The 17,738-nt window shown below is 64.7% G+C and carries 19 protein-coding genes, 1 tRNA gene and 1 pseudogene; 8 read left to right on the plus strand and 13 right to left on the minus strand.

The genetic code is table 11. The features are described 5' to 3' along the window. Window positions 1-28 precede the first annotated feature (28 nt). Both QF118_RS15940 and mgtE read right to left on the minus strand, forming a co-directional pair. On the minus strand, window positions 29-586 hold the full coding sequence (locus QF118_RS15940; protein ID WP_282300038.1) for a 5-formyltetrahydrofolate cyclo-ligase: 558 nt from the start codon (window positions 584-586) through the stop codon (window positions 29-31). 13 nt (window positions 587-599) lie between these two features. Then, a complete protein-coding gene (gene mgtE, locus QF118_RS15945; RefSeq protein WP_282300039.1) occupies window positions 600-1,994 on the minus strand; it encodes a magnesium transporter in 1,395 nt (464 codons plus the stop codon). A gap of 158 nt (window positions 1,995-2,152) precedes the next feature. Between mgtE and guaD the strand changes: the two genes are divergently transcribed. Further along, on the plus strand, window positions 2,153-3,445 hold the full coding sequence (guaD, locus tag QF118_RS15950) for a guanine deaminase (RefSeq protein ID WP_282300040.1): 1,293 nt from the start codon (window positions 2,153-2,155) through the stop codon (window positions 3,443-3,445). Here the strand turns inward: guaD and QF118_RS15955 are convergent. From QF118_RS15955 to QF118_RS15970, 4 genes are all read right to left on the minus strand, one after another. Then, window positions 3,442-3,867: a CAP domain-containing protein gene (locus QF118_RS15955; protein WP_282300041.1), complete on the minus strand. Its 426-nt coding sequence runs from the start codon at window positions 3,865-3,867 to the stop codon at window positions 3,442-3,444. The two genes, guaD and QF118_RS15955, sit on opposite strands and share 4 nt — an antisense overlap. A gap of 9 nt (window positions 3,868-3,876) precedes the next feature. Next, a complete protein-coding gene (locus QF118_RS15960; protein ID WP_282300042.1) occupies window positions 3,877-5,217 on the minus strand; it encodes an 8-oxoguanine deaminase in 1,341 nt (446 codons plus the stop codon). A gap of 84 nt (window positions 5,218-5,301) precedes the next feature. Continuing rightward, complete coding sequence (gene hisN, locus QF118_RS15965) at window positions 5,302-6,108, minus strand: histidinol-phosphatase (protein WP_282300043.1); 807 nt, start codon at window positions 6,106-6,108, stop codon at window positions 5,302-5,304. 51 nt (window positions 6,109-6,159) lie between these two features. Next, the gene (locus QF118_RS15970) at window positions 6,160-6,534 is read right to left on the minus strand and encodes a helix-turn-helix domain-containing protein (RefSeq protein WP_282300044.1); all 375 of its coding nucleotides are present in this window, start codon (window positions 6,532-6,534) and stop codon (window positions 6,160-6,162) included. A 281-nt stretch (window positions 6,535-6,815) separates the two neighbouring features. Between QF118_RS15970 and QF118_RS15975 the strand changes: the two genes are divergently transcribed. Continuing rightward, window positions 6,816-7,781 carry an NADPH:quinone oxidoreductase family protein gene (locus QF118_RS15975; protein ID WP_282300045.1) on the plus strand — a complete coding sequence of 322 codons (966 nt, stop codon included), beginning with the start codon at window positions 6,816-6,818 and terminating at the stop codon, window positions 7,779-7,781. Window positions 7,782-7,841: 60 nt separating this feature from the next. On the opposite strand, the gene QF118_RS15980 is transcribed toward QF118_RS15975, so the two are convergent. The 3 genes from QF118_RS15980 to QF118_RS15990 form a co-directional block, all read right to left on the minus strand. Continuing rightward, window positions 7,842-8,816 carry a Gfo/Idh/MocA family protein gene (locus tag QF118_RS15980; protein WP_282300046.1) on the minus strand — a complete coding sequence of 325 codons (975 nt, stop codon included), beginning with the start codon at window positions 8,814-8,816 and terminating at the stop codon, window positions 7,842-7,844. 154 nt (window positions 8,817-8,970) lie between these two features. Continuing rightward, window positions 8,971-9,867, minus strand: a complete 897-nt coding sequence (gene rpoH / locus QF118_RS15985; protein ID WP_282300047.1) for an RNA polymerase sigma factor RpoH — start codon at window positions 9,865-9,867, stop codon at window positions 8,971-8,973. A 321-nt stretch (window positions 9,868-10,188) separates the two neighbouring features. Further along, window positions 10,189-11,217, minus strand: a complete 1,029-nt coding sequence (locus QF118_RS15990; protein ID WP_282300048.1) for an RluA family pseudouridine synthase — start codon at window positions 11,215-11,217, stop codon at window positions 10,189-10,191. On the opposite strand from QF118_RS15990, the gene QF118_RS15995 reads away from it, so the two are divergent. After that, window positions 11,216-11,530, plus strand: a complete 315-nt coding sequence (locus QF118_RS15995; protein ID WP_282300049.1) for a DUF6476 family protein — start codon at window positions 11,216-11,218, stop codon at window positions 11,528-11,530. The genes QF118_RS15990 and QF118_RS15995 overlap by 2 nt on opposite strands. Window positions 11,531-11,660: 130 nt before the next feature. On the opposite strand, the gene QF118_RS16000 is transcribed toward QF118_RS15995, so the two are convergent. The 4 genes from QF118_RS16000 to QF118_RS16015 form a co-directional block, all read right to left on the minus strand. Continuing rightward, complete coding sequence (locus tag QF118_RS16000; RefSeq protein ID WP_282300050.1) at window positions 11,661-12,713, minus strand: NAD(P)-dependent alcohol dehydrogenase; 1,053 nt, start codon at window positions 12,711-12,713, stop codon at window positions 11,661-11,663. Between the two features lie 308 nt (window positions 12,714-13,021). Continuing rightward, window positions 13,022-13,951: an SMP-30/gluconolactonase/LRE family protein gene (locus QF118_RS16005; RefSeq protein WP_282300051.1), complete on the minus strand. Its 930-nt coding sequence runs from the start codon at window positions 13,949-13,951 to the stop codon at window positions 13,022-13,024. 126 nt (window positions 13,952-14,077) lie between these two features. Next, window positions 14,078-14,154 (minus strand) — tRNA-His (locus QF118_RS16010). Window positions 14,155-14,205: 51 nt separating this feature from the next. Beyond that, window positions 14,206-14,685, minus strand: a complete 480-nt coding sequence (locus QF118_RS16015; protein ID WP_282300052.1) for a GNAT family N-acetyltransferase — start codon at window positions 14,683-14,685, stop codon at window positions 14,206-14,208. Window positions 14,686-14,767: 82 nt separating this feature from the next. Between QF118_RS16015 and QF118_RS16020 the strand changes: the two genes are divergently transcribed. From QF118_RS16020 to QF118_RS16040, 5 genes and pseudogenes are all read left to right on the plus strand, one after another. Continuing rightward, window positions 14,768-14,962 carry a DUF6324 family protein gene (locus QF118_RS16020; protein ID WP_282300053.1) on the plus strand — a complete coding sequence of 65 codons (195 nt, stop codon included), beginning with the start codon at window positions 14,768-14,770 and terminating at the stop codon, window positions 14,960-14,962. Window positions 14,963-14,993: 31 nt separating this feature from the next. After that, the gene (gene hisD, locus QF118_RS16025) at window positions 14,994-16,295 is read left to right on the plus strand and encodes a histidinol dehydrogenase (protein ID WP_282300054.1); all 1,302 of its coding nucleotides are present in this window, start codon (window positions 14,994-14,996) and stop codon (window positions 16,293-16,295) included. 110 nt (window positions 16,296-16,405) lie between these two features. Continuing rightward, window positions 16,406-16,885, plus strand: coding sequence for a UPF0262 family protein (locus QF118_RS16030; RefSeq protein WP_282300055.1), 480 nt, complete (start codon window positions 16,406-16,408; stop codon window positions 16,883-16,885). A gap of 2 nt (window positions 16,886-16,887) precedes the next feature. Then, window positions 16,888-17,328 carry an arsenate-mycothiol transferase ArsC gene (locus tag QF118_RS16035; RefSeq protein WP_282300056.1) on the plus strand — a complete coding sequence of 147 codons (441 nt, stop codon included), beginning with the start codon at window positions 16,888-16,890 and terminating at the stop codon, window positions 17,326-17,328. 3 nt (window positions 17,329-17,331) lie between these two features. Beyond that, window positions 17,332-17,646 (plus strand): annotated as a pseudogene (locus QF118_RS16040) (nuclear transport factor 2 family protein); the annotation flags it as partial. Between the last annotated feature and the right edge of the window lie 92 nt (window positions 17,647-17,738).

Raw genomic sequence — 17,738 nt, forward strand, 5'->3', positions numbered from 1 at the left:
CCCCGGGATATTTTTGGCAATTGGAAGATCAGCCGGGCTGGATGATCTCGGACTCGGTCACAATCAGGTCGAGCGGCTGGTCCGTCGGCTCGAGCGGGAGGTCCGGGTCTTCCTGGGCGGCGAAGGCAAAGCCGATGGCCAGGGTCGGGCGTTTTGCGCGCAGCGCTTCCAGTGTACGGTCGTAAAAGCCGCCGCCATAGCCCAGGCGCCCGCCCTGCCGGGTGAAGGCGACCAGCGGCACGATCAGCAATTCCGGTTCAAGGTAGTCGAGGGTTTGCGGGATGCGCGCCCCGAAAGGGCCGTCGATCAGGGGGCAGTCCGGCTCCCACCGGGCGAACTTCAGCGGCAGGCCCGCGCCCTGGATGACGGGAACGGCAACCGGGCCGTGGGCAGAGGCTTCCTCCATCGCGGGCAGCGGATCGATCTCGGTGCGGATCGGCATGTAACCGGACAGCGCCGCGCCGCGATAGCCTGCGAGAAGCTCGCTCAGTTTGCCGGCCGCGCCGGGGCGGTGCAGCTCAAAGGCCTGTTTGCGGCGGGCAAAGGCCGCAGCGCGGGCGATTTTCTTTTGTTCGTCCAAGGACATGGCGCCCCCAAGGTTACAGCAGGACAATGACCGCCAGCCCGAGGAAGGCAAAGAAGCCAACCACATCGGTGACCGTGGTCACGAAGGCGCCCGAGGCCAGGGCCGGGTCCACCCCGACCTTTTCCAGCATGACAGGGATCACGATCCCTGCCAGCCCGGCCACGACCAGATTGATCACCATTGCGGCAGCGATCACCCCGCCAAGCGCCGGAGATCCGAACCAGAGCACCCCGATGACCCCCATGACCAGCGCGAAGGCCAGCCCGTTGATCACCCCGACCAGCACCTCGCGGCGGATCACCCGCCACAGGTTCGAAGTGGTCAGGTCCTTGGTGGCCAGCGCGCGCACCGCCACCGTCAGCGACTGCGTCCCGGCATTGCCGCCCATCGAGGCGACGATCGGCATCAGCACCGCCAGCGCCACCACCTGGGTGATCGCCTCTTCGAAGCGTGAGATCACGAGGCTGGCCAGCACCGCCGTCACGAGGTTGACCGCGAGCCAGGGAAAGCGCCGCTTGGTGGTTTCGATCACCCGGTCGGACAGGCTGCTTTCCTCGTCGACACCGGCAAGGCGCAGGATGTCCTCTTCGTGTTCGTCGTCCAGCACCGCCATGGCATCGTCGATGGTGATCACCCCGACCAGCCGTTCGTTTTCATCGACCACCGGGGCCGAGATCAGGTGGTATTGGTTGAAGGCATAGGCGACCTCGCCTTCGTCGCGGGTGACGGGGATGACGTGAAAGGTGTCCTCGATCAACGAGCGCAGCAGCACCTCGCGGCGCGATCCCATCAGCTTGCCCAGGGTCACGTTGCCCACCGGGCGCAGTTTCGGATCGACCATGATGACATGGTAGAACTGGTCCGGCAGGTCGTCGGAATTGCGCAGGTAATCAATGGTTTCCCCGACATTCCAATGTTCGGGCGCCATGACCACCTCGCGCTGCATCAGGCGGCCGGCCGAGAATTCGGGGTAGGTCAGCGATTTCTGGACCGCGACCCTGTCGCTGTCTTCGAGAACCTCCAGGATCGCCGCCTTTTGCGGTTCGTCCAGATCTTCGAGCAGGTCGACCACATCGTCGGAATCCAGTTCGCGCACGGCGTCGGCCAGAACCTCGGGGTTCAGGATGCCGATCACCTCTTCGCGGATCGATTCGTCGAGTTCGGACAGGATGTCGCCGTCGAATTCCTTGCCGTAAAGCCGGATCAGCCGCATCCGGTCAAAGGCGTTGATCTGTTCCAGAAGGTCGGCGATGTCGGCCGCGTGCAGCGGGTCCATCAGGGCAATCAGCCTGTCGCGGTCCTCGATGTCGACGGCATAGAGGATCTGCGCGACGGCCTTGCGGTCCAGCGCATAGGCGTCTTCGTCCTGATCGGTTTCGGGGGCCTTGTCCCGGGCGTCTTCCACCATGCTCACGTCCCCTTTTATGCGGGTTTTTCCGGCGCTGCTGCTCCGGCTGATCGGCAATCAGGCTATGCCATCGCGCGGGCAAGAAACAGAGCAAAGCTGCAATTTACCTTTGTCTTTTGCGGGCCTACTCTGACCGCGTTTCCAACCGGAGCCGATCCATGAGCCAAGCCCGCCTGCATCTGGGCCAGACCCTGAGTTTTGCCGCCGATCCCTTTGATCAGGGGCCGGCTGCGGTGCGCCATGAACGGCGCGGCGCGCTTTTGGTGCAGGAGGGGCGCATCGCGGACCTGGGGCCGGCCGATGCGCTGCGGGCGCGTCACCCGGGCGCCCGGATCACCGATCATGGCGACGGGCTGATCCTGCCGGGCTTTGTCGATGCCCACGCCCATTACCCCCAAACCGGCATCATCGCCAGCTGGGGCAAGCGGCTGATCGACTGGCTGAACAGCTATACTTTCCCGGAGGAAATGCGCTTTGGCGATGCCGGCTATGCGGCTGAAATCGCGGGGCAATACCTGGACCTGTTGCTGGCCAACGGCACCACCACGGTGTGCAGCTACTGCACCATCCACCCCGCATCGGTACAGGCCCTGTTCGAGGCCGCCGAGGCGCGCGGCATGCGGATTTTTGCCGGCAAGACCTGCATGGACCGCAATGCCCCCGACGGGCTGCGCGACACCGCCCAAAGCGCCTATGACGACAGCCTGGCGCTGCTGCGCCAATGGCATGGGCGCGGACGGGCATCCTATGTGATCACACCGCGGTTTTCGCCCACTTCGTCGCCGCAGCAGTTGCAGGCCCTCGGCGCGCTTTGGGCCGAACACCCCGACTGCCTGATGCAGACCCACCTGAGCGAGCAGCTGGACGAAATCGCCTGGGTCAAGGAGCTGTTCCCCAAGGCCCGCGATTATCTGGACACCTACGAGGCCCATGGCCTGCTGGGCGAAAACGGCCTGTACGGCCATGCCATCCACCTTGAACCGCGCGAGCGGGATCGCCTGCGCGAGGTCGGCGCGGCGTTGATCCATTGCCCGACCTCGAACACCTTCATCGGGTCCGGCCTGTTCGACATGGCCGGCCTGATCGCCGAAGGGCAGCGGGTGGGGCTGGCCACCGACACCGGTGGCGGATCGTCGTTTTCGATGCTGCGGACGATGGCGGCGGCCTATGAAATCTCGCAGTTGCGCGGCCATGCGCTGCATCCGGCGCAGCTGATCTGGCTTGCGACGCAAGGCTCGGCCAGGGCGCTGAAGGTCGACGACCGGTTCGGCAACCTGGCCAAAGGGCTGGAGGCGGATTTCACCGTGCTCGACCTTGCCTCGACCCCCGCGATCGCCCAGCGGGCGGCGCGCGCCGACGACCTGTTCGAGGCGCTTTTCCCGACCATCATGATGGGCGATGACCGCGCGATTTCAGCGACCTACGTGGCCGGGCAGCGCCTGAAAGGTTAGCAGCCGGGGCGGCCCAGGACCATCACCCAGATGTCACCAGGGCCGCGCACCAGACCGTAATCCGTAACCTGCGCCAGCAACATGTTCTTGCGGTGCCCGGGCGATTTGGCCCAGCCGCCCATGACCTCGGTCAGGCTTTTCTGACCCTTGGCGATGTTTTCCGCCACAAGGCAGGCGTCATAGCCGCTGCGCTTGGCCCGCTGCATGATCTTTGACCCGTCGCTGCCCACATGCCCGAAGAACCCGTTGCGCGCCATGTCCATGGCGTGATCCATCGCCACCTGTTCCAGCCGCGGCGAAGGCGTCACCGGGCCAAGCCCGGCCTCGGCGCGCAGCCCGTTCAGCATCTGGCGCACCTGCTGCGCGCTGGCCGTCACCGGCATCAAGGAAAGACAAAGCAAAAGCCCCAGCACGTAGCGCATGACAACCCTCTAGATCTGTTCCGCCAAAGCCAAGGCTAGGCGATTCTGTTTAACAATCGCCTGAGACAGGTCGAATGTGACGATGGCACCGTCGCGTACAACGCTTCGGCCCTCGACCAAAAGATGTCGCACCCGCGTCGGACCTGCAAGCAACAAGGCCGCCTTGTCCCAGCTTCCGGCGCTTTCGATGCCGCTGACATCCCAGAGCGCCAGATCGGCGCGTTTGCCGACCGCGATCTGGCCGCAGTCATGGCGCCCCAGCACCTCGGCGCCGCCGCGTGTGGCGATGCGCAGGGCCTCGCGCGCGCTCATGGCGTCGGCGCCGCGCGCGACCCGTTGCAGCAGCATGGACTGGCGCGCCTCGGCGATCAGGTTGCCCGCATCGTTCGAGGCCGACCCGTCGACGCCAAGCCCCACCTTGACGCCCGCATCGCGCATCGCCCGGACCGGGGCGATGCCGCTGCCAAGGCGGCAGTTGGAACAGGGGCAATGCGCGACCCCGGTTCGGCTTTTGGCAAACAGATCAATCTCTTGCCCGTCCAGTTTGACGCAATGGGCGTGCCAGACGTCATCGCCTGTCCAGCCAAGATCTTCGGCGTACTGCCCGGGGCGGCAGCCGAATTGCGCCTGGGAATAGGCGATGTCCTCGTCGTTTTCGGCCAGGTGGGTGTGCAGCATCACGCCCTTGTCCCGCGCCAGCAGGGCGGCATCGCGCATCAATTCGCGCGACACCGAAAACGGCGAACAGGGCGCCACGCCGACCCGCACCATCGCGCCGTCGCTGGAGTCATGGAAAGCGTCGATCACCCGGATGCAGTCTTCGAGGATCGCGGCCTCGTCCTCGACCAGGGCGTCAGGCGGCAAACCGCCGGCGCTTTCGCCGATGCTCATGGCGCCGCGGGTGGGATGAAAGCGCAGGCCGACCTCGGCCGCGGCGTGAATCGTATCGTCGAGCCGCGCGCCATTCGGATACAGGTACAGATGGTCCGAGGACATGGTGCAGCCCGACAGCGCCAGTTCCGCCAGGCCGATCTGGGCGGAAATGAACATCTCGTCCGGGCCGAACCGCGACCAGATCGGATAGAGCGTTTTCAGCCAGCCGAACAGCAGCGCGTCCTGCCCGCCGGGCACCGCGCGGGTCAGGGTCTGGTACAGGTGGTGGTGCGTGTTCACCAGGCCCGGCGTGACGATGCACTGGCCCGCATCGATCACCTCGCCGGTGCTGTGCAGGCCCGGGCCGATCTCGGCGATGATCCCGCCGCGCAGGCGGATATCGACGCCGGACAGCTCTTGCTCTGTGTCGTCCATGGTCAGGACGGTCTGGGCGTTGCGGATCAGGATTTCGGACATGTGAGGGGCCTCGTCGAGAACCCCTTTTCGGAACACAAAAAAGCGCAGCGCCAGAAAAGGGGAAGGACGCGCCGCGCTGTCGGTTTAGCCCGCGGCGTTCAGGAAATCCATCGCCTGGGCGTGCAGCGCCGGGGTCGCGGCGGCCAGAACCTGCCCGCCGTCATGCGCCTTGCCGCCCTGCCAGTCGGTGACGATACCGCCTGCGGCCTCGATCACGGCGATGGGCGCCTGGATGTCATAGGGGTTCAGCCCGGCCTCGATCACCAGATCGACCTGCCCGGCCGCCAGCAGCGCATAGGCGTAGCAGTCCATGCCATAGCGGGTCAGCCTGGCCTGGCCTGCAACGCGCCGAAAGGCCGCTGCCTCTTCGGCGGTGCCGACCTCGGGGAAGGTGGTGAACAGGATCGCCTGATCCAGCGTCCGGGTCTGCCGCGCCGCAAGCGGGCTGGTGCCGCGCGGCGCGATACACCTGGCCTGCCCCAACCCGCCGATAAAGCGTTCGGCCATATAGGGCTGGTCGATCACGCCCAGGATCGGGCCAGTATCGTCCGACACCGCGATCAGCACGCCCCAGGTCGGCGTGCCGGAAATGAACCCGCGCGTGCCGTCGATGGGATCAAGAACCCAGGTCAGCCCGCTGCTGCCGGCCAGGGCTCCGAATTCTTCGCCAAGGATGCCATCCTGCGGCCGACGGGCCGCAAGAACCGCGCGCATCGCCTGTTCGGCCTCTCGGTCCGCTGCGGTGACAGGGTCGAAACCACCGGCCAACTTGTTGTCCGAGGTCAGATCCGGCGCACGGAAATAGGGCAGGATCACCTTGCCCGCGGCATCCGCCAAGGCATGGGCGATCTCGATCAGTTCGTGCGCCAGTTCTTCAGATAAGGCAGCCATCTTCCCTCCGGTGCTCAGGTTCGTCAGAGCTACCGCAGGGAAAGACGCGGCTCAAGCCACGTCAGACAGAACGCGCGCCAGTTCGAACAGCCGGCGACGCTGGTTTTCGGGGATCGCGTAGTACGACCGCACCAGATCCAGCGCTTCCTTGTCGCCCAGGATGTCGGCCGGGACATTTTCGGACTTGGCGGCAACATCGCCTTCTTCGGCCTCGATCCCTTCGAAGAAGAAGCTGACCGGAACGTCCAGCGCATCCGCGATGTCCCAAAGCCGCGAGGCACTGACGCGGTTGGCGCCGGTTTCATATTTCTGAATCTGCTGAAACTTGATCCCGACGTGCTCGGCAAGTTGCTGCTGAGTCATGCCGACCAGCCACCGACGGTGGCGGATACGCTTACCCACATGAACGTCTACCGGATGCGCCATCATTAAAATCCTATTCTATTTCGCCCGACCATCCCGACCAAGGCGGTTGCAGCCCCCAAGGTTTGCGGCCCGATCCCATCTAGCACGGAATTATCCGCAGATGAGTACCGCATACATATATCAAAAATCAAGAAGTAAGAACCTGTGATGATGGTAAAGTTATTCTCAATTCGCCATAAAGTTGCGCAGGCATCGTTAATGTATACGTAAGGAAAACAGAGCTAGCCCCTTGAATAAACCATGACTTTGGGGAACCTTCGCCCGAAAAGATCGGAGACCCCATGCGCGCGCTGCACCTGACATCATTCGAATCCCCCCCGCAGCTGGTTGACCTACCCGTTCCGGAACCCGCTCAGGGCGAACTGCAACTCAGGATTTCCGCCTGTGGGTTGAACTTTGCGGATCTTCTGATGCTCAAAGGCACCTACCAGGACACCCCTGCCCTGCCCTTCGTGATGGGGATGGAGGTGGCCGGCACCGTGCAGGCCATCGGGCCGGGGGTGTCGGGCTTTGCCATTGGCGACCGGGTTGCGGTCTACGGCGGTCAGGGCGGGCTGGCCGAGGTCGGCTGCTTTGATGCGGGCCGCGCGGTGAAACTGCCGGACGGGATGTCCTTTACCGACGCCGCGGCCTTTCAGATCGCCTATGGCACCAGCCATGTGGCGCTGGACCACCGGGCGCGGCTGCAACCGGGCGAAACCCTGCTGGTGCTTGGCGCCGCGGGCGGCGTCGGGCTGACCGCCGTCGAAATCGGCAAACTGATGGGCGCGCGGGTCGTGGCCTGCGCGCGCGGCGCGGACAAGCTTGAGGCGGCGCGCGCCGCCGGGGCCGATCACCTGATCGACGCCAGCACCCAGGACATCCGCGCCGAGATGAAAACCCTTGGCGGCGCAGACGTGATCTATGATCCGGTGGGCGGTGACCAGTTCACCGCCGCCTTCCGGTCCTGCAACCCCGAGGGCCGCATCCTGACCATCGGCTTCGCCAGCGGCGAGGTCCCGCAGATCAAGGCGAACCACCTGCTGGTCAAGAACCTCTCGGTGCTGGGGCTCTATTGGGGTGGTTACCTGGCCTTCAAACCCAAGGTGCTGACCGGATCGCTGGAACAGCTGATGGCTTGGCACGCCGAGGGCCGCCTGCATCCCCATGTCAGCCACGTCCTGCCGCTGGACCAGGCGCTGGACGGGATGGAGCTGCTGCGCAGCCGCAAATCCACCGGCAAGGTGGTCATCGCCATCGGCGACTGACGCCCCGATGGGACGGTGGGCGGGGCGAGGTTCCGACAGGAACCAGCGCCGCACCCGTCCCTAGCCCCGGTCCTTGGCCCAGACCATGTCGATCATCGCCTGCGTCCCGCGCGAGAATTCCAGCGGACAGGGATACTCCACCCCATCCAGCACGCTGGCGTTGAACGCCTCGACCTGCGCCACATAGTGGTTCGCCGCCGGGAACCGGTATTCGACCATTTCGCCGCCCGGGCGGTGCAGCTCGATCCGCGCCTCGCCGTAAACCTGCGGGTTGAAGGGCGCAGTCAGCCGCAGCAGCCCGCCCTCACCGTGAAAGGTCATGTCCTGCCACGGCGCCATGCGCATCGAGACCACGCCGGTATAGTGGAACGTCGGGAACCGCGCGGTGATATGGCTCCAGACATCGACGCCGTTTTCCCGAACGATTTCGGTCGACAGAATCTCCTGCGGCTCCTCCCCCGTCACAAAACGGGTCGCGCCATAGATATAGACACCGATGTCCGGGATGGCGCCGCCGCCGGTCTCGGGCTTGTTGCGGATGTTTGCCGCGTCCGCGCGATTGTCATAGGAAAACGCGCCCGAGACGCGCACAAGCTTGCCAATCGCCCCGCCCTGCACCAGCTCGCGCGCCTTTTGCCACTGCGGGTGATGCACGATCATATAGGCCTCGGCCGCCAGCAGCCCACTGGCATCGCGCGCCGAGATCACCGGGTCAAAGCCCTCGGCCTGCATCGCCAGCGGCTTTTCCACCAGCACATGCTTGCCCGCCTCCAGCGCCTTCAGCGTCCATTCGACATGCAGATGGTTCGGCAAGGGCAGATAGACCGCGTCGATCTCGGGGCTGTCCAGCAGCGCCTCATAGCTGTCAAAGATCAACACGCCCGGCGCCATTTCGGTAAAGGGCAACGCCTTGGACAGGCTCGAGGTCGCCAGCCCCGCCAGCCGCCCCCGCCGCGCCTTGTGGATCGCCGGCCCCATGTGTTCGCGCGCGAATTTCGCAGCCCCCAGAATGCCCCAGCGTACATGATCGGTCATCTGTTCCTCCGGTGATGATACCGCAATCAGGTTACCGCCCTGTGTCGCCGCCACAAGGCACAAACGCCTAAGGTCCCGCCTGCTACCCGCAAAAAAAACCCCCGCGCCATTGCGGCACGAGGGGTTCTTGAGGGAAAGTCTTTGGCAGCGGCGATCACGCGCTGGTCAGCATGCCCTGCTTTTTCGCAAGCTCCCGCATCCGGGTCTGCAGCTTTTCAAAGGCGCGCACCTCGATCTGGCGAATACGCTCGCGCGATACGTCATAGACGCTGGACAGATCCTCCAGCGTGACCGGCTGATCGGCCAGGCGGCGCTGGGTCAGAATGTCCTTTTCGCGATCGTTCAGCACATCCATCGCCTCGACCAGCAGGGCGCGGCGCGCCTCCAGCTCGTCGCGTTCAGCGTAATCGGTGGCCTGGTCGGCGTCTTCGTCTTCCAGCCAGTCCTGCCACTGCATGCTGCCTTCGTCGGCGCTGCCCACCGTGGCGTTCAGCGACGCATCCCCGCCCGACATGCGGCGGTTCATGCTGATCACCTCATCCTCGGTCACACCCAGATCAGTGGCGATGCGCTGGACGTGCTCGGGGCGCAAATCACCCTCTTCCAGCGCGCCGATGCGGGCCTTGGCCTTGCGCAGGTTGAAGAACAGCTTCTTCTGACCGCTGGTCGTGCCCAGTTTCACCAAAGACCAGGACCGCAGGATGTATTCCTGGATGCTGGCGCGGATCCACCACATGGCATAGGTCGCCAGGCGAAAGCCCTTTTCGGGGTCAAAGCGTTTGACGGCCTGCATCAGGCCCACGTTCGCCTCGGAAATCACCTCGGCCTGCGGCAGACCATAGCCGCGATAGCCCATGGCGATCTTGGCGGCCAGACGCAGGTGGCTGGTGACCATCTTGTGCGCGGCCTCGGTGTCTTCCTTTTCCACCCAGGCCTTGGCCAGCATGTATTCCTCTTCGGGTTCCAGCAGCGGGAACTTGCGGATTTCCTGCAAGTAACGGCTCAGGCCCGCCTCCGGCGACGGCGCCGGCAGATTTGCATAGTTGCTCATGTCACTCTCCCTCTTGGGACGCCTGATGTTACGGCGCTTAACATCGAAATAAGAAGGCCGATGCGGGGTTTCAACCCTCTTGGCCGACAATCGTTGATACGAAGTTAAGACAAGTTTCCGTCGGTGAAACCATTATGTCAGCGGCCTCACGTGCTCGTGCACTTCATGTCAGTCACCGCAAAGTCATGCGATCAGGCATGGATTGAAGTTCAGATTTGACACCATTCATACACGATTGCATGACGTAAAGTCAAGAAAAACGCACCGCAGACCCCCAGGGCAGACACCCCCGACGGTCTTAATCAGCCCCAAACCCGTCGATCAAGGCGCGGTTCTGAGCGCCGCCAGAAGATCGGCCATATCCTGCGGCAAGGGCGCCTCGAACAGCATGTCCTCATCGGTTTCGGGGTGCACAAAGCCCAGCTCGGCCGCATGCAGCGCCTGCCGACCAAAGCCCGTCGCCGCCGCATAGGCCACCGGCCCCAGCGCCTTTTCCGACAGCTTGCGCCGCCCGCCATAGGTCTGATCCCCGATCAACCCATGCCCCGCATGCGCCATGTGCACCCGGATCTGATGCGTGCGCCCGGTCTCCAGGCGGCATTCCACCATCGAGACCACGGGCGGCTTGCCAAAGCTCTCCAGCACCCGCGCCCGCGTCACCGCATGGCGCCCCTGCCCCTCAAAGAACACGGCCTGCCGTTGCCGGTCGGTCCTGTGACGGGCCAGCCCGCTGGTGATCACGATCTCTCCGGCCTCGCCCGCCGATACACCGCGGGCGCCCATCAAACGCGGATCGCCCCGGTCCAGCACCCCATGCACCACCGCGCAATAGGCCCGCCGGGCGGTGTGTTTTTCAAACTGCTTGGCCAGCCCGTGATGCGCCTTGTCCGACTTGGCCACCACCAACAGCCCGCTGGTGTCCTTGTCGATGCGGTGCACGATGCCGGGCCGCTTTTCCCCGCCCACCCCCGACAGCTTGCCGTCAAAGTGGTGCAACAGCGCGTTCACCAGCGTGCCATCCGGCGAGCCGGGCGCCGGATGCACCACCATGCCCGCAGGCTTGTTGACCACGATCAGCGCCTCGTCCTCGTAAACGATGTCCAGCGGAATGGCCTGCGCCACAACGTCATAATCCTGCGCCTCGGGCAAGGTGATCTCGATGACATCGCCCTCCTCGACCCGCGCCTTGGGGTTGTCCAACACCGCGCCACTCTGCGTCACCGCCCCTTCGGCGATCAACCGCGCCAGCCGGGTGCGCGACAGCGACGCTTGCTCTGGCACATCGCGCGCAAGCGCCTTATCAAGGCGCGGCGGCGGATCGGCCGCGATTGTCACGGAAAGCTTTGTCATGGCCTCTCCTGTCGAGCCCGAGGAAAATCTGCCCGAGCCCCCCCAACTGCGCTTTCTGCGGCTGCTGGTGACGGTCCTGACGGCCGTGATGATTGCCGGGATCGTGCTGATCCTCGGCCTGATCTGGCACCGCTATAGCAACGCCCGCGCCCCGCTGCCAGAGGTGATCACCCTGCCATCGGGCGCCCAGGCCAGCGCCTATACCCAAGGATCCGACTGGTACGCGGTGGTCACCGCCGACAACCAGATCCTGATTTTCGACCGCGCCACGGGCAAGCTGCGCCAGACCCTGCAGATCGAAACCGCCGACTGACGCGCAGGGCCCCTGCTTCCTCTTGCTTCAAATATCCTGGGGGTCCGGGGGCAAAGCCCCCTCGGCCGGTCGCCGCGCAAAGCGCGGCGAAACCACCCCCGACGCCCCGCCAGGAACGCGGCACACCCGCCTATTGCGGCAGCACGATCTGCATCTTCACATCCTGCGGCGGCGCCGAGGCGGCGATTTCAAAGGCCCGAACGCTCTCGTCGAAATCGAAACTGCGCGTGATCAGCGGCTTCACGTCGATCGCCCCGCTGGAAATCATCCCGACACAGCGCGGGAACACATGCGCATAGCGAAAGATGTTCTCGACCCGCGCTTCGCGGATCATCGCCGCGCCCGCGTCATACTGGATCGGGTCGGGCTGGCCGCCGATCATCACCACGCAGCCGCCGGGCGCCAGCGGCTCGAACACCGTTCTGGCCGCCTGCGGGCTGCCCGTCGCCTCAAAGACGATGTCGGCGCCCCAACCGTCGGTTTCGGCCTTGACCACCCCGGTCAGCGAATGCGCCCGGGCATCGACCGGCACGATCCCCGGGTGCAGCGCCGCCGCGATTTCCAGCTTGCCGGGCGCAAGATCGCTGACATAGACCCGCGCGCAGCCCGCCGCCAGGGCCGACAGCGCCGTGACCAGCCCGATCGGCCCCGCCCCCAGCACCACCGCCACATCGCCCGGCTTGACCCGCGCCTTGGTCGCCGCATGAACGCCCACCGCCAATGGCTCGACCATCGCCGCCTCGGCAAAGCTGACGTTGTCCGGCAACCGATAGGTATAATCCGCCGGGTGCACGCAGGTCGGGCGCAGGATGCCGTGCACCGGCGGGGTGGCCCAGAACCGCACCGCAGGGTCGATGTTGTACATCCCCAGCCGCGCCGCCCGGGAATTGGGGTCGGGAATGCCCGGCTCCATGCAGACGCGATCGCCGATCTTCAGCTGCGTCACCTGCGTGCCCACTTCGATCACCGTCCCCGAGGCCTCGTGCCCCAGGATCATCGGGTCTTTCACCACAAAAGGTCCGATGCGACCGTGCGTATAATAATGCACGTCCGAGCCACAGATCCCCACGGTGTGCAGCTTGATCCGCACGTCACGCGGACCAAGGCTTTCCTCGACCCGCGAGATTTCCGGGAAATCACGCAGCGACAGGACCTCTTTGGTTTCCAGGACAAGGGACTTCATGGCTGTGGCCTTTCGTTGTGACGCCGCCGCCCGGTGCGGCGACACGGGGCATCACACCCTGCCCGCCAGCGCTCCCCCGCGACATGCATTTCAATCGCATTTGGCACCCTAGACCTGCAAGCCATATCCGCGCACAAGCGGACCGCCTCGCACAGCAGGCCCGGCAGGAAACGGGGCGATGATTTGGCGCGGGACACAGCGCAGAACGACGTGCGGCGCGTTCTGGAAAAGATCATGGCCACAGCTGGCCCGCACAGGGTGAGCGATGACATCACCGCCCGGCTTTTGCTGAATGCTGGCGGATCCTGCTAGAAATACGGCACGCCCTGCGCCCGCACGTGCAGCGCGTACAGCGACTGGCTGGCCGCCATGAACAGCCGCGTGCGGTGCGGCCCGCCGAAACACAGGTTGGCACAGCGTTCGGGCAGGTGGATATGGCCGATCGCCCCGCCATCGCGGGCAAAGATTCGCACCCCGTTCAGCCCAGGCCCGACGCCCCAGCCGCACCACAGGTTGCCAAGCGTATCCAGCCGAAAGCCGTCCGGCGTGCCGTCCTCGCCCGCTTCGATCAGCCGCCGGCCTTGCGCCACGCTGCGCCCGTCGGCCGCCATATCAAAGGCATGGATACAGCGCGGCGCGCCTGATTGCACCACGTACAGCAGGCTTTCATCGGGCGAAAACGCCAGCCCGTTGGGATGGTCGATGCCTTCGATCACCGCCGTGATCCCGCCGTCGGGATCAATGCGATAGACATTGGTCGGCAGCTCCGGCTCGGCCTTGTAGCCTTCGTAGTAGTCGCGGATACCAAAGGTCGGATCGGTGAACCAGATCGACCCGTCAGATTTGACCACCACATCGTTGGGCGCGTTCAGCCGCCGCCCCTGATAGCTGTCGGCCAGCACCGTGATGCTGCCGTCCAGCTCGGTCCGCGTCACCCGGCGCGGCCCGTGTTCGCAGGACACAAGTCGCCCCTGCCGGTCGCGCGTGTTGCCATTGGTAAATGGCCCTCTGCGAAACACCGAAACCGCGCCGGTTTCCTCTTCGACCTTCAGCACCTGGCTGTTGGGGATGTCGCTGACCAGCAGGCAGCGCAGATCGCCGAACCAGACCGGCCCCTCGGCCCAGCGCATTCCGGTGTGCAGCCGTTCGACCGCCGCATGGGTCACCACCAGCGGGCGGAACCGGTCATCAAGGATTTCGACCCTGGGGTCAGGATAGCAGTCGCTTTGTTGCCACATGGGATGCCTGTCGATTGCAAGATCGCGCACAGCCTAGCAGCATCCCCGCCCACAGGCGAGTGTCCGAACACCAAGGGCACAGCTGCCACAAGGGCCGGCACAAGGGACTGCGATGGGGGGTAAGGGTGGTACCACCTCCCCGGCTCGAACGGGGGACCTCCTGATCCACAATCAGGCGCTCTAACCAACTGAGCTAAGGCGGCACTGGCGGCGAAATACAATCTGCTCAGAATGATTGCAAGACCGAATTTCCCCTATAAATCCACTTCCCAGCTTTGCTCGACCAGATCGACGCCAAAGCTGTGCACCGGTTCGGACCGGGTCAGCCGCCAACCCGCCGCAGCATATAGCGCGCAGGCGGCGCGGTGGCTTTCGTGGGTCCACAGAACCATTCTTTCATACCCTTTGCTGCGGGCAAATTCCATAGATTCGGCCAGCATCCGCCGCCCCAGCCCCTTGCCGCGCGCCTGCGGAACCAAAAGGAACAGGCGCAGCTTGGCGGTCTGCGCATCCACCCGGACACAGAACACGCTGCCCAGCCGCTGGCCACCCTCCCAGGCGAGAAAGCCGCGCTCGTACGCCGGGTCATGGCTGGCCTCAAAGTCGCGCAGGATCTGCGCCACCAGGTCACCGAAACTGTCGTCAAAGCCTTCGTCGCGGGCATAGATATGCCGGTGCTGATGCACCAGCCAGTCGCTGTCGCCGGGACCCAGATGTTTCAACTCAACGGACATGGCCGGATCAGACCCCGGCGCGCCTTGCAAAGCAACCCCCGCGCCGCTACCTACCGGGACACGAAACAAGGCGGACAGCATCATGGGCATCAACGACGAACGCGACATCGAGGCCAACCTACAGATCGGCCCCACCGATCAGGGCATGGTGCGCCTGTTCATCTATGGCGACGGGATGGAAATCCCGATGGACTTTACCCCCGAAGAGGCCGAAGAAATCGCCGAGGAAATCCGCGCCGCCGCACAGGGCGCCCGCAAGGTCAAACCCCGGCGCTAAGCCCGATTTTCGCGTCACAAGGATTGTCGATATGCCCGTCTTTCTGGACAGCCAGCAGGCTGATTTCGAAACCGCTTTCACCGCCCTTCTGAACGCCAAGCGCGAAGACAGCCCCGATGTCGACGATATCGTCGCCGGGATCATCGCCGATGTGCGCGCGCGCGGCGATGCCGCCGTGCTGGAACTGACCGCCAAATTCGACCGGCTGGACCTGACCGCCAAGACCCTGCGCTTTTCCGAGGCCGAGATCGAAGCCTTTTGCGCACATGTCCCCGAGGATGAGCGCCGCGCGCTGGAACAGGCCGCCGAACGCATCCGCGCCTATCACATCCGGCAGATGCCCGAAGATGCACAGTGGACCGACCCCGACGGCGCGACCCTGGGCTGGCGCTGGACGCCGGTGTCCGCCGCCGGGCTGTATGTGCCGGGCGGTCTGGCCTCTTACCCCTCGTCTGTGCTGATGAACGCCATCCCGGCCAAGGTCGCGGGCGTGCAGCGCCTTGCCATCACCGTGCCGACCCCGGACGGCATCGCCAACCCCGCCGTGCTGCTGGCCGCCCGCATCGCCGGCGTCGACGAAATTTACCGCATCGGCGGCGCGCAGGCGATTGCCGCGCTGGCCTATGGAACACAAACCATTGCCCCCGTTGATAAAATCACCGGGCCAGGCAATGCCTTTGTCGCCGCCGCCAAGCGCCGCGTCTTTGGCAAGGTCGGCATCGACATGATCGCAGGCCCCTCGGAAATCCTGGTCATCGCCGACGGTGACAACGATCCCGACTGGATCGCGCTTGACCTCATGTCCCAGGCCGAACACGACGAAAGCGCGCAGTCGCTACTGATCACCACCGACGCGGGCTTTGGCCGCGCCGTGGCCGAGGCCGTCGACAAACGCCTGCAAACGCTGGACCGCCGCGCCATCGCCGGGGCCAGCTGGCGCGACTATGGCGCAGTGATCACCGTCCCCGATCTCGATCAGGCTGCCGCGCTGTCCAACCGCATCGCGCCCGAACACCTTGAACTATGCGTCGCAAACCCCGAGGCGCTGGCCGACAAATGCACCCACGCGGGCGCGATCTTCCTTGGTCAATGGACGCCCGAGGCGATCGGCGACTATGTCGGCGGGCCGAACCACGTGCTGCCCACCGCCCGCTCGGCGCGGTTCAGTTCCGGCCTGTCGGTGATGGATTTCATCAAACGCACGACGCTGGCGAAAATGTCGCCCGAGGCGCTGCGCGCCATCGGCCCCGCCGCCGAAACCCTGGCCCGCTCGGAAAGCCTTCAGGCGCACGGGCTGTCCGTCACCGCACGGCTGGACCGTCTGAACCGCTAGGCCCCCTGCCCCGGGACCTTGTGCGCCGTGACGGAACGGCACCAAAGCACCATATTGCCAAAGGGCGGCGCAGGCTGCTATCAAAATGCTGCACCTGCGAAAGACCGCCCATGACTCATATCGCGCATATCGAACTGGACGACGCGGGGCTGCCGCCCCCGACACCGGAAATCGAACAGGAACGCCGCGTGGCGATGTTCGACCTGATGGAGGAAAACTCCTTTTCCCTGCCCGTGCGGGACGACCGCCCGACGCCGAAAGGCCCCTACAACCTGGGCCTGTCGATCCGCGAAAAGCGGCTGGTCTTTGACGTAACCACACAAGCCCATGAAAAGGCTGCGGAATTCCATCTGTCCTTGTCGCCCTTCCGGCAGGTGGTCAAGGACTACTTCCAGATCTGCAAAAGCTATTTCGACGCCGTGCGCACCCTGCCCCCCAGCCAGATCGAAACCATCGACATGGCGCGGCGCGGCATCCACAACGAAGGCGCGCGCATCCTGCAGGAACGGCTTGAGGGCAAGGCCGAACTGGACGATGCCACCGCACGCCGCCTGTTCACCCTGATCTGCGTTCTGCACTTCGGGGGCTGAGTTTGGGCAGCCTCCCCCAGTCTGTGCTGTTTTGCTGCGACCACAATGCCGTGCGCTCGCCCATGGCCGAAGCGATCATGAAAAAGCTCTTCGGAACCGAGACTTATGTCCAGTCCGTCGGCGTCGTGAACGATCTTGAGATCGACGGATTCGCCATCGCCGCCTGCAAGGAAATCGAGGTCGAGCTGGAACGCCACCGCTCGCGCAGTTTCGAGGAACTCGAAGAAAACGGCGAGGCGCTGTCAGGTTTTGACGTGATCGTGACCCTGTCCCCCGCCTCGCAACGCCGCGCGCTGGACCTGACGCGGTTTTACCATCTGACGGTGGAATACTGGCCGATCATGGACCCGACCGGCATCGGCGAGACGCGCGAACAAAAACTCAATGCCTATCGCCAGACCCGCGACCAGATCCGCGACAAACTGCAGGAAAAATGGGGATAATCCATGGCCCGTGACGTGATCCAACGCTATTTCGACGCCTTCAACGCAGGCGATACCGAAGCCATGCTGGACTGCCTGACACCCGACGTCGCCCACCACGTCAACGAAGGCAAGATCCGCGTCGGCAAGATCCAGTTCGGCGAATTCTGCGCCCACATGAGCCATTGTTACCGCGAAAGCCTGACCAACATGGTGATCTTTGCCAATCAGGACGGCACCCGCGCCGCCGCCGAATACATGGTCAACGGCACCTATCTGAACACCGACGCCGGCCTGCCCGAGGCGCGCGGCCAGCACTATCACCTGCCCGCCGATAGTGTTGAAGAAGTCGGTCGAAATCGCCGATTTCACGGCACGGGTCTCTCCGGCAACACCGGGTCGTCCGGGCTACCGCCCATCCGGCCACCATC

The organism is Tropicibacter oceani, assembly GCF_029958925.1.
Taxonomy (GTDB): Bacteria; Pseudomonadota; Alphaproteobacteria; order Rhodobacterales; family Rhodobacteraceae; genus Pacificoceanicola; species Pacificoceanicola oceani.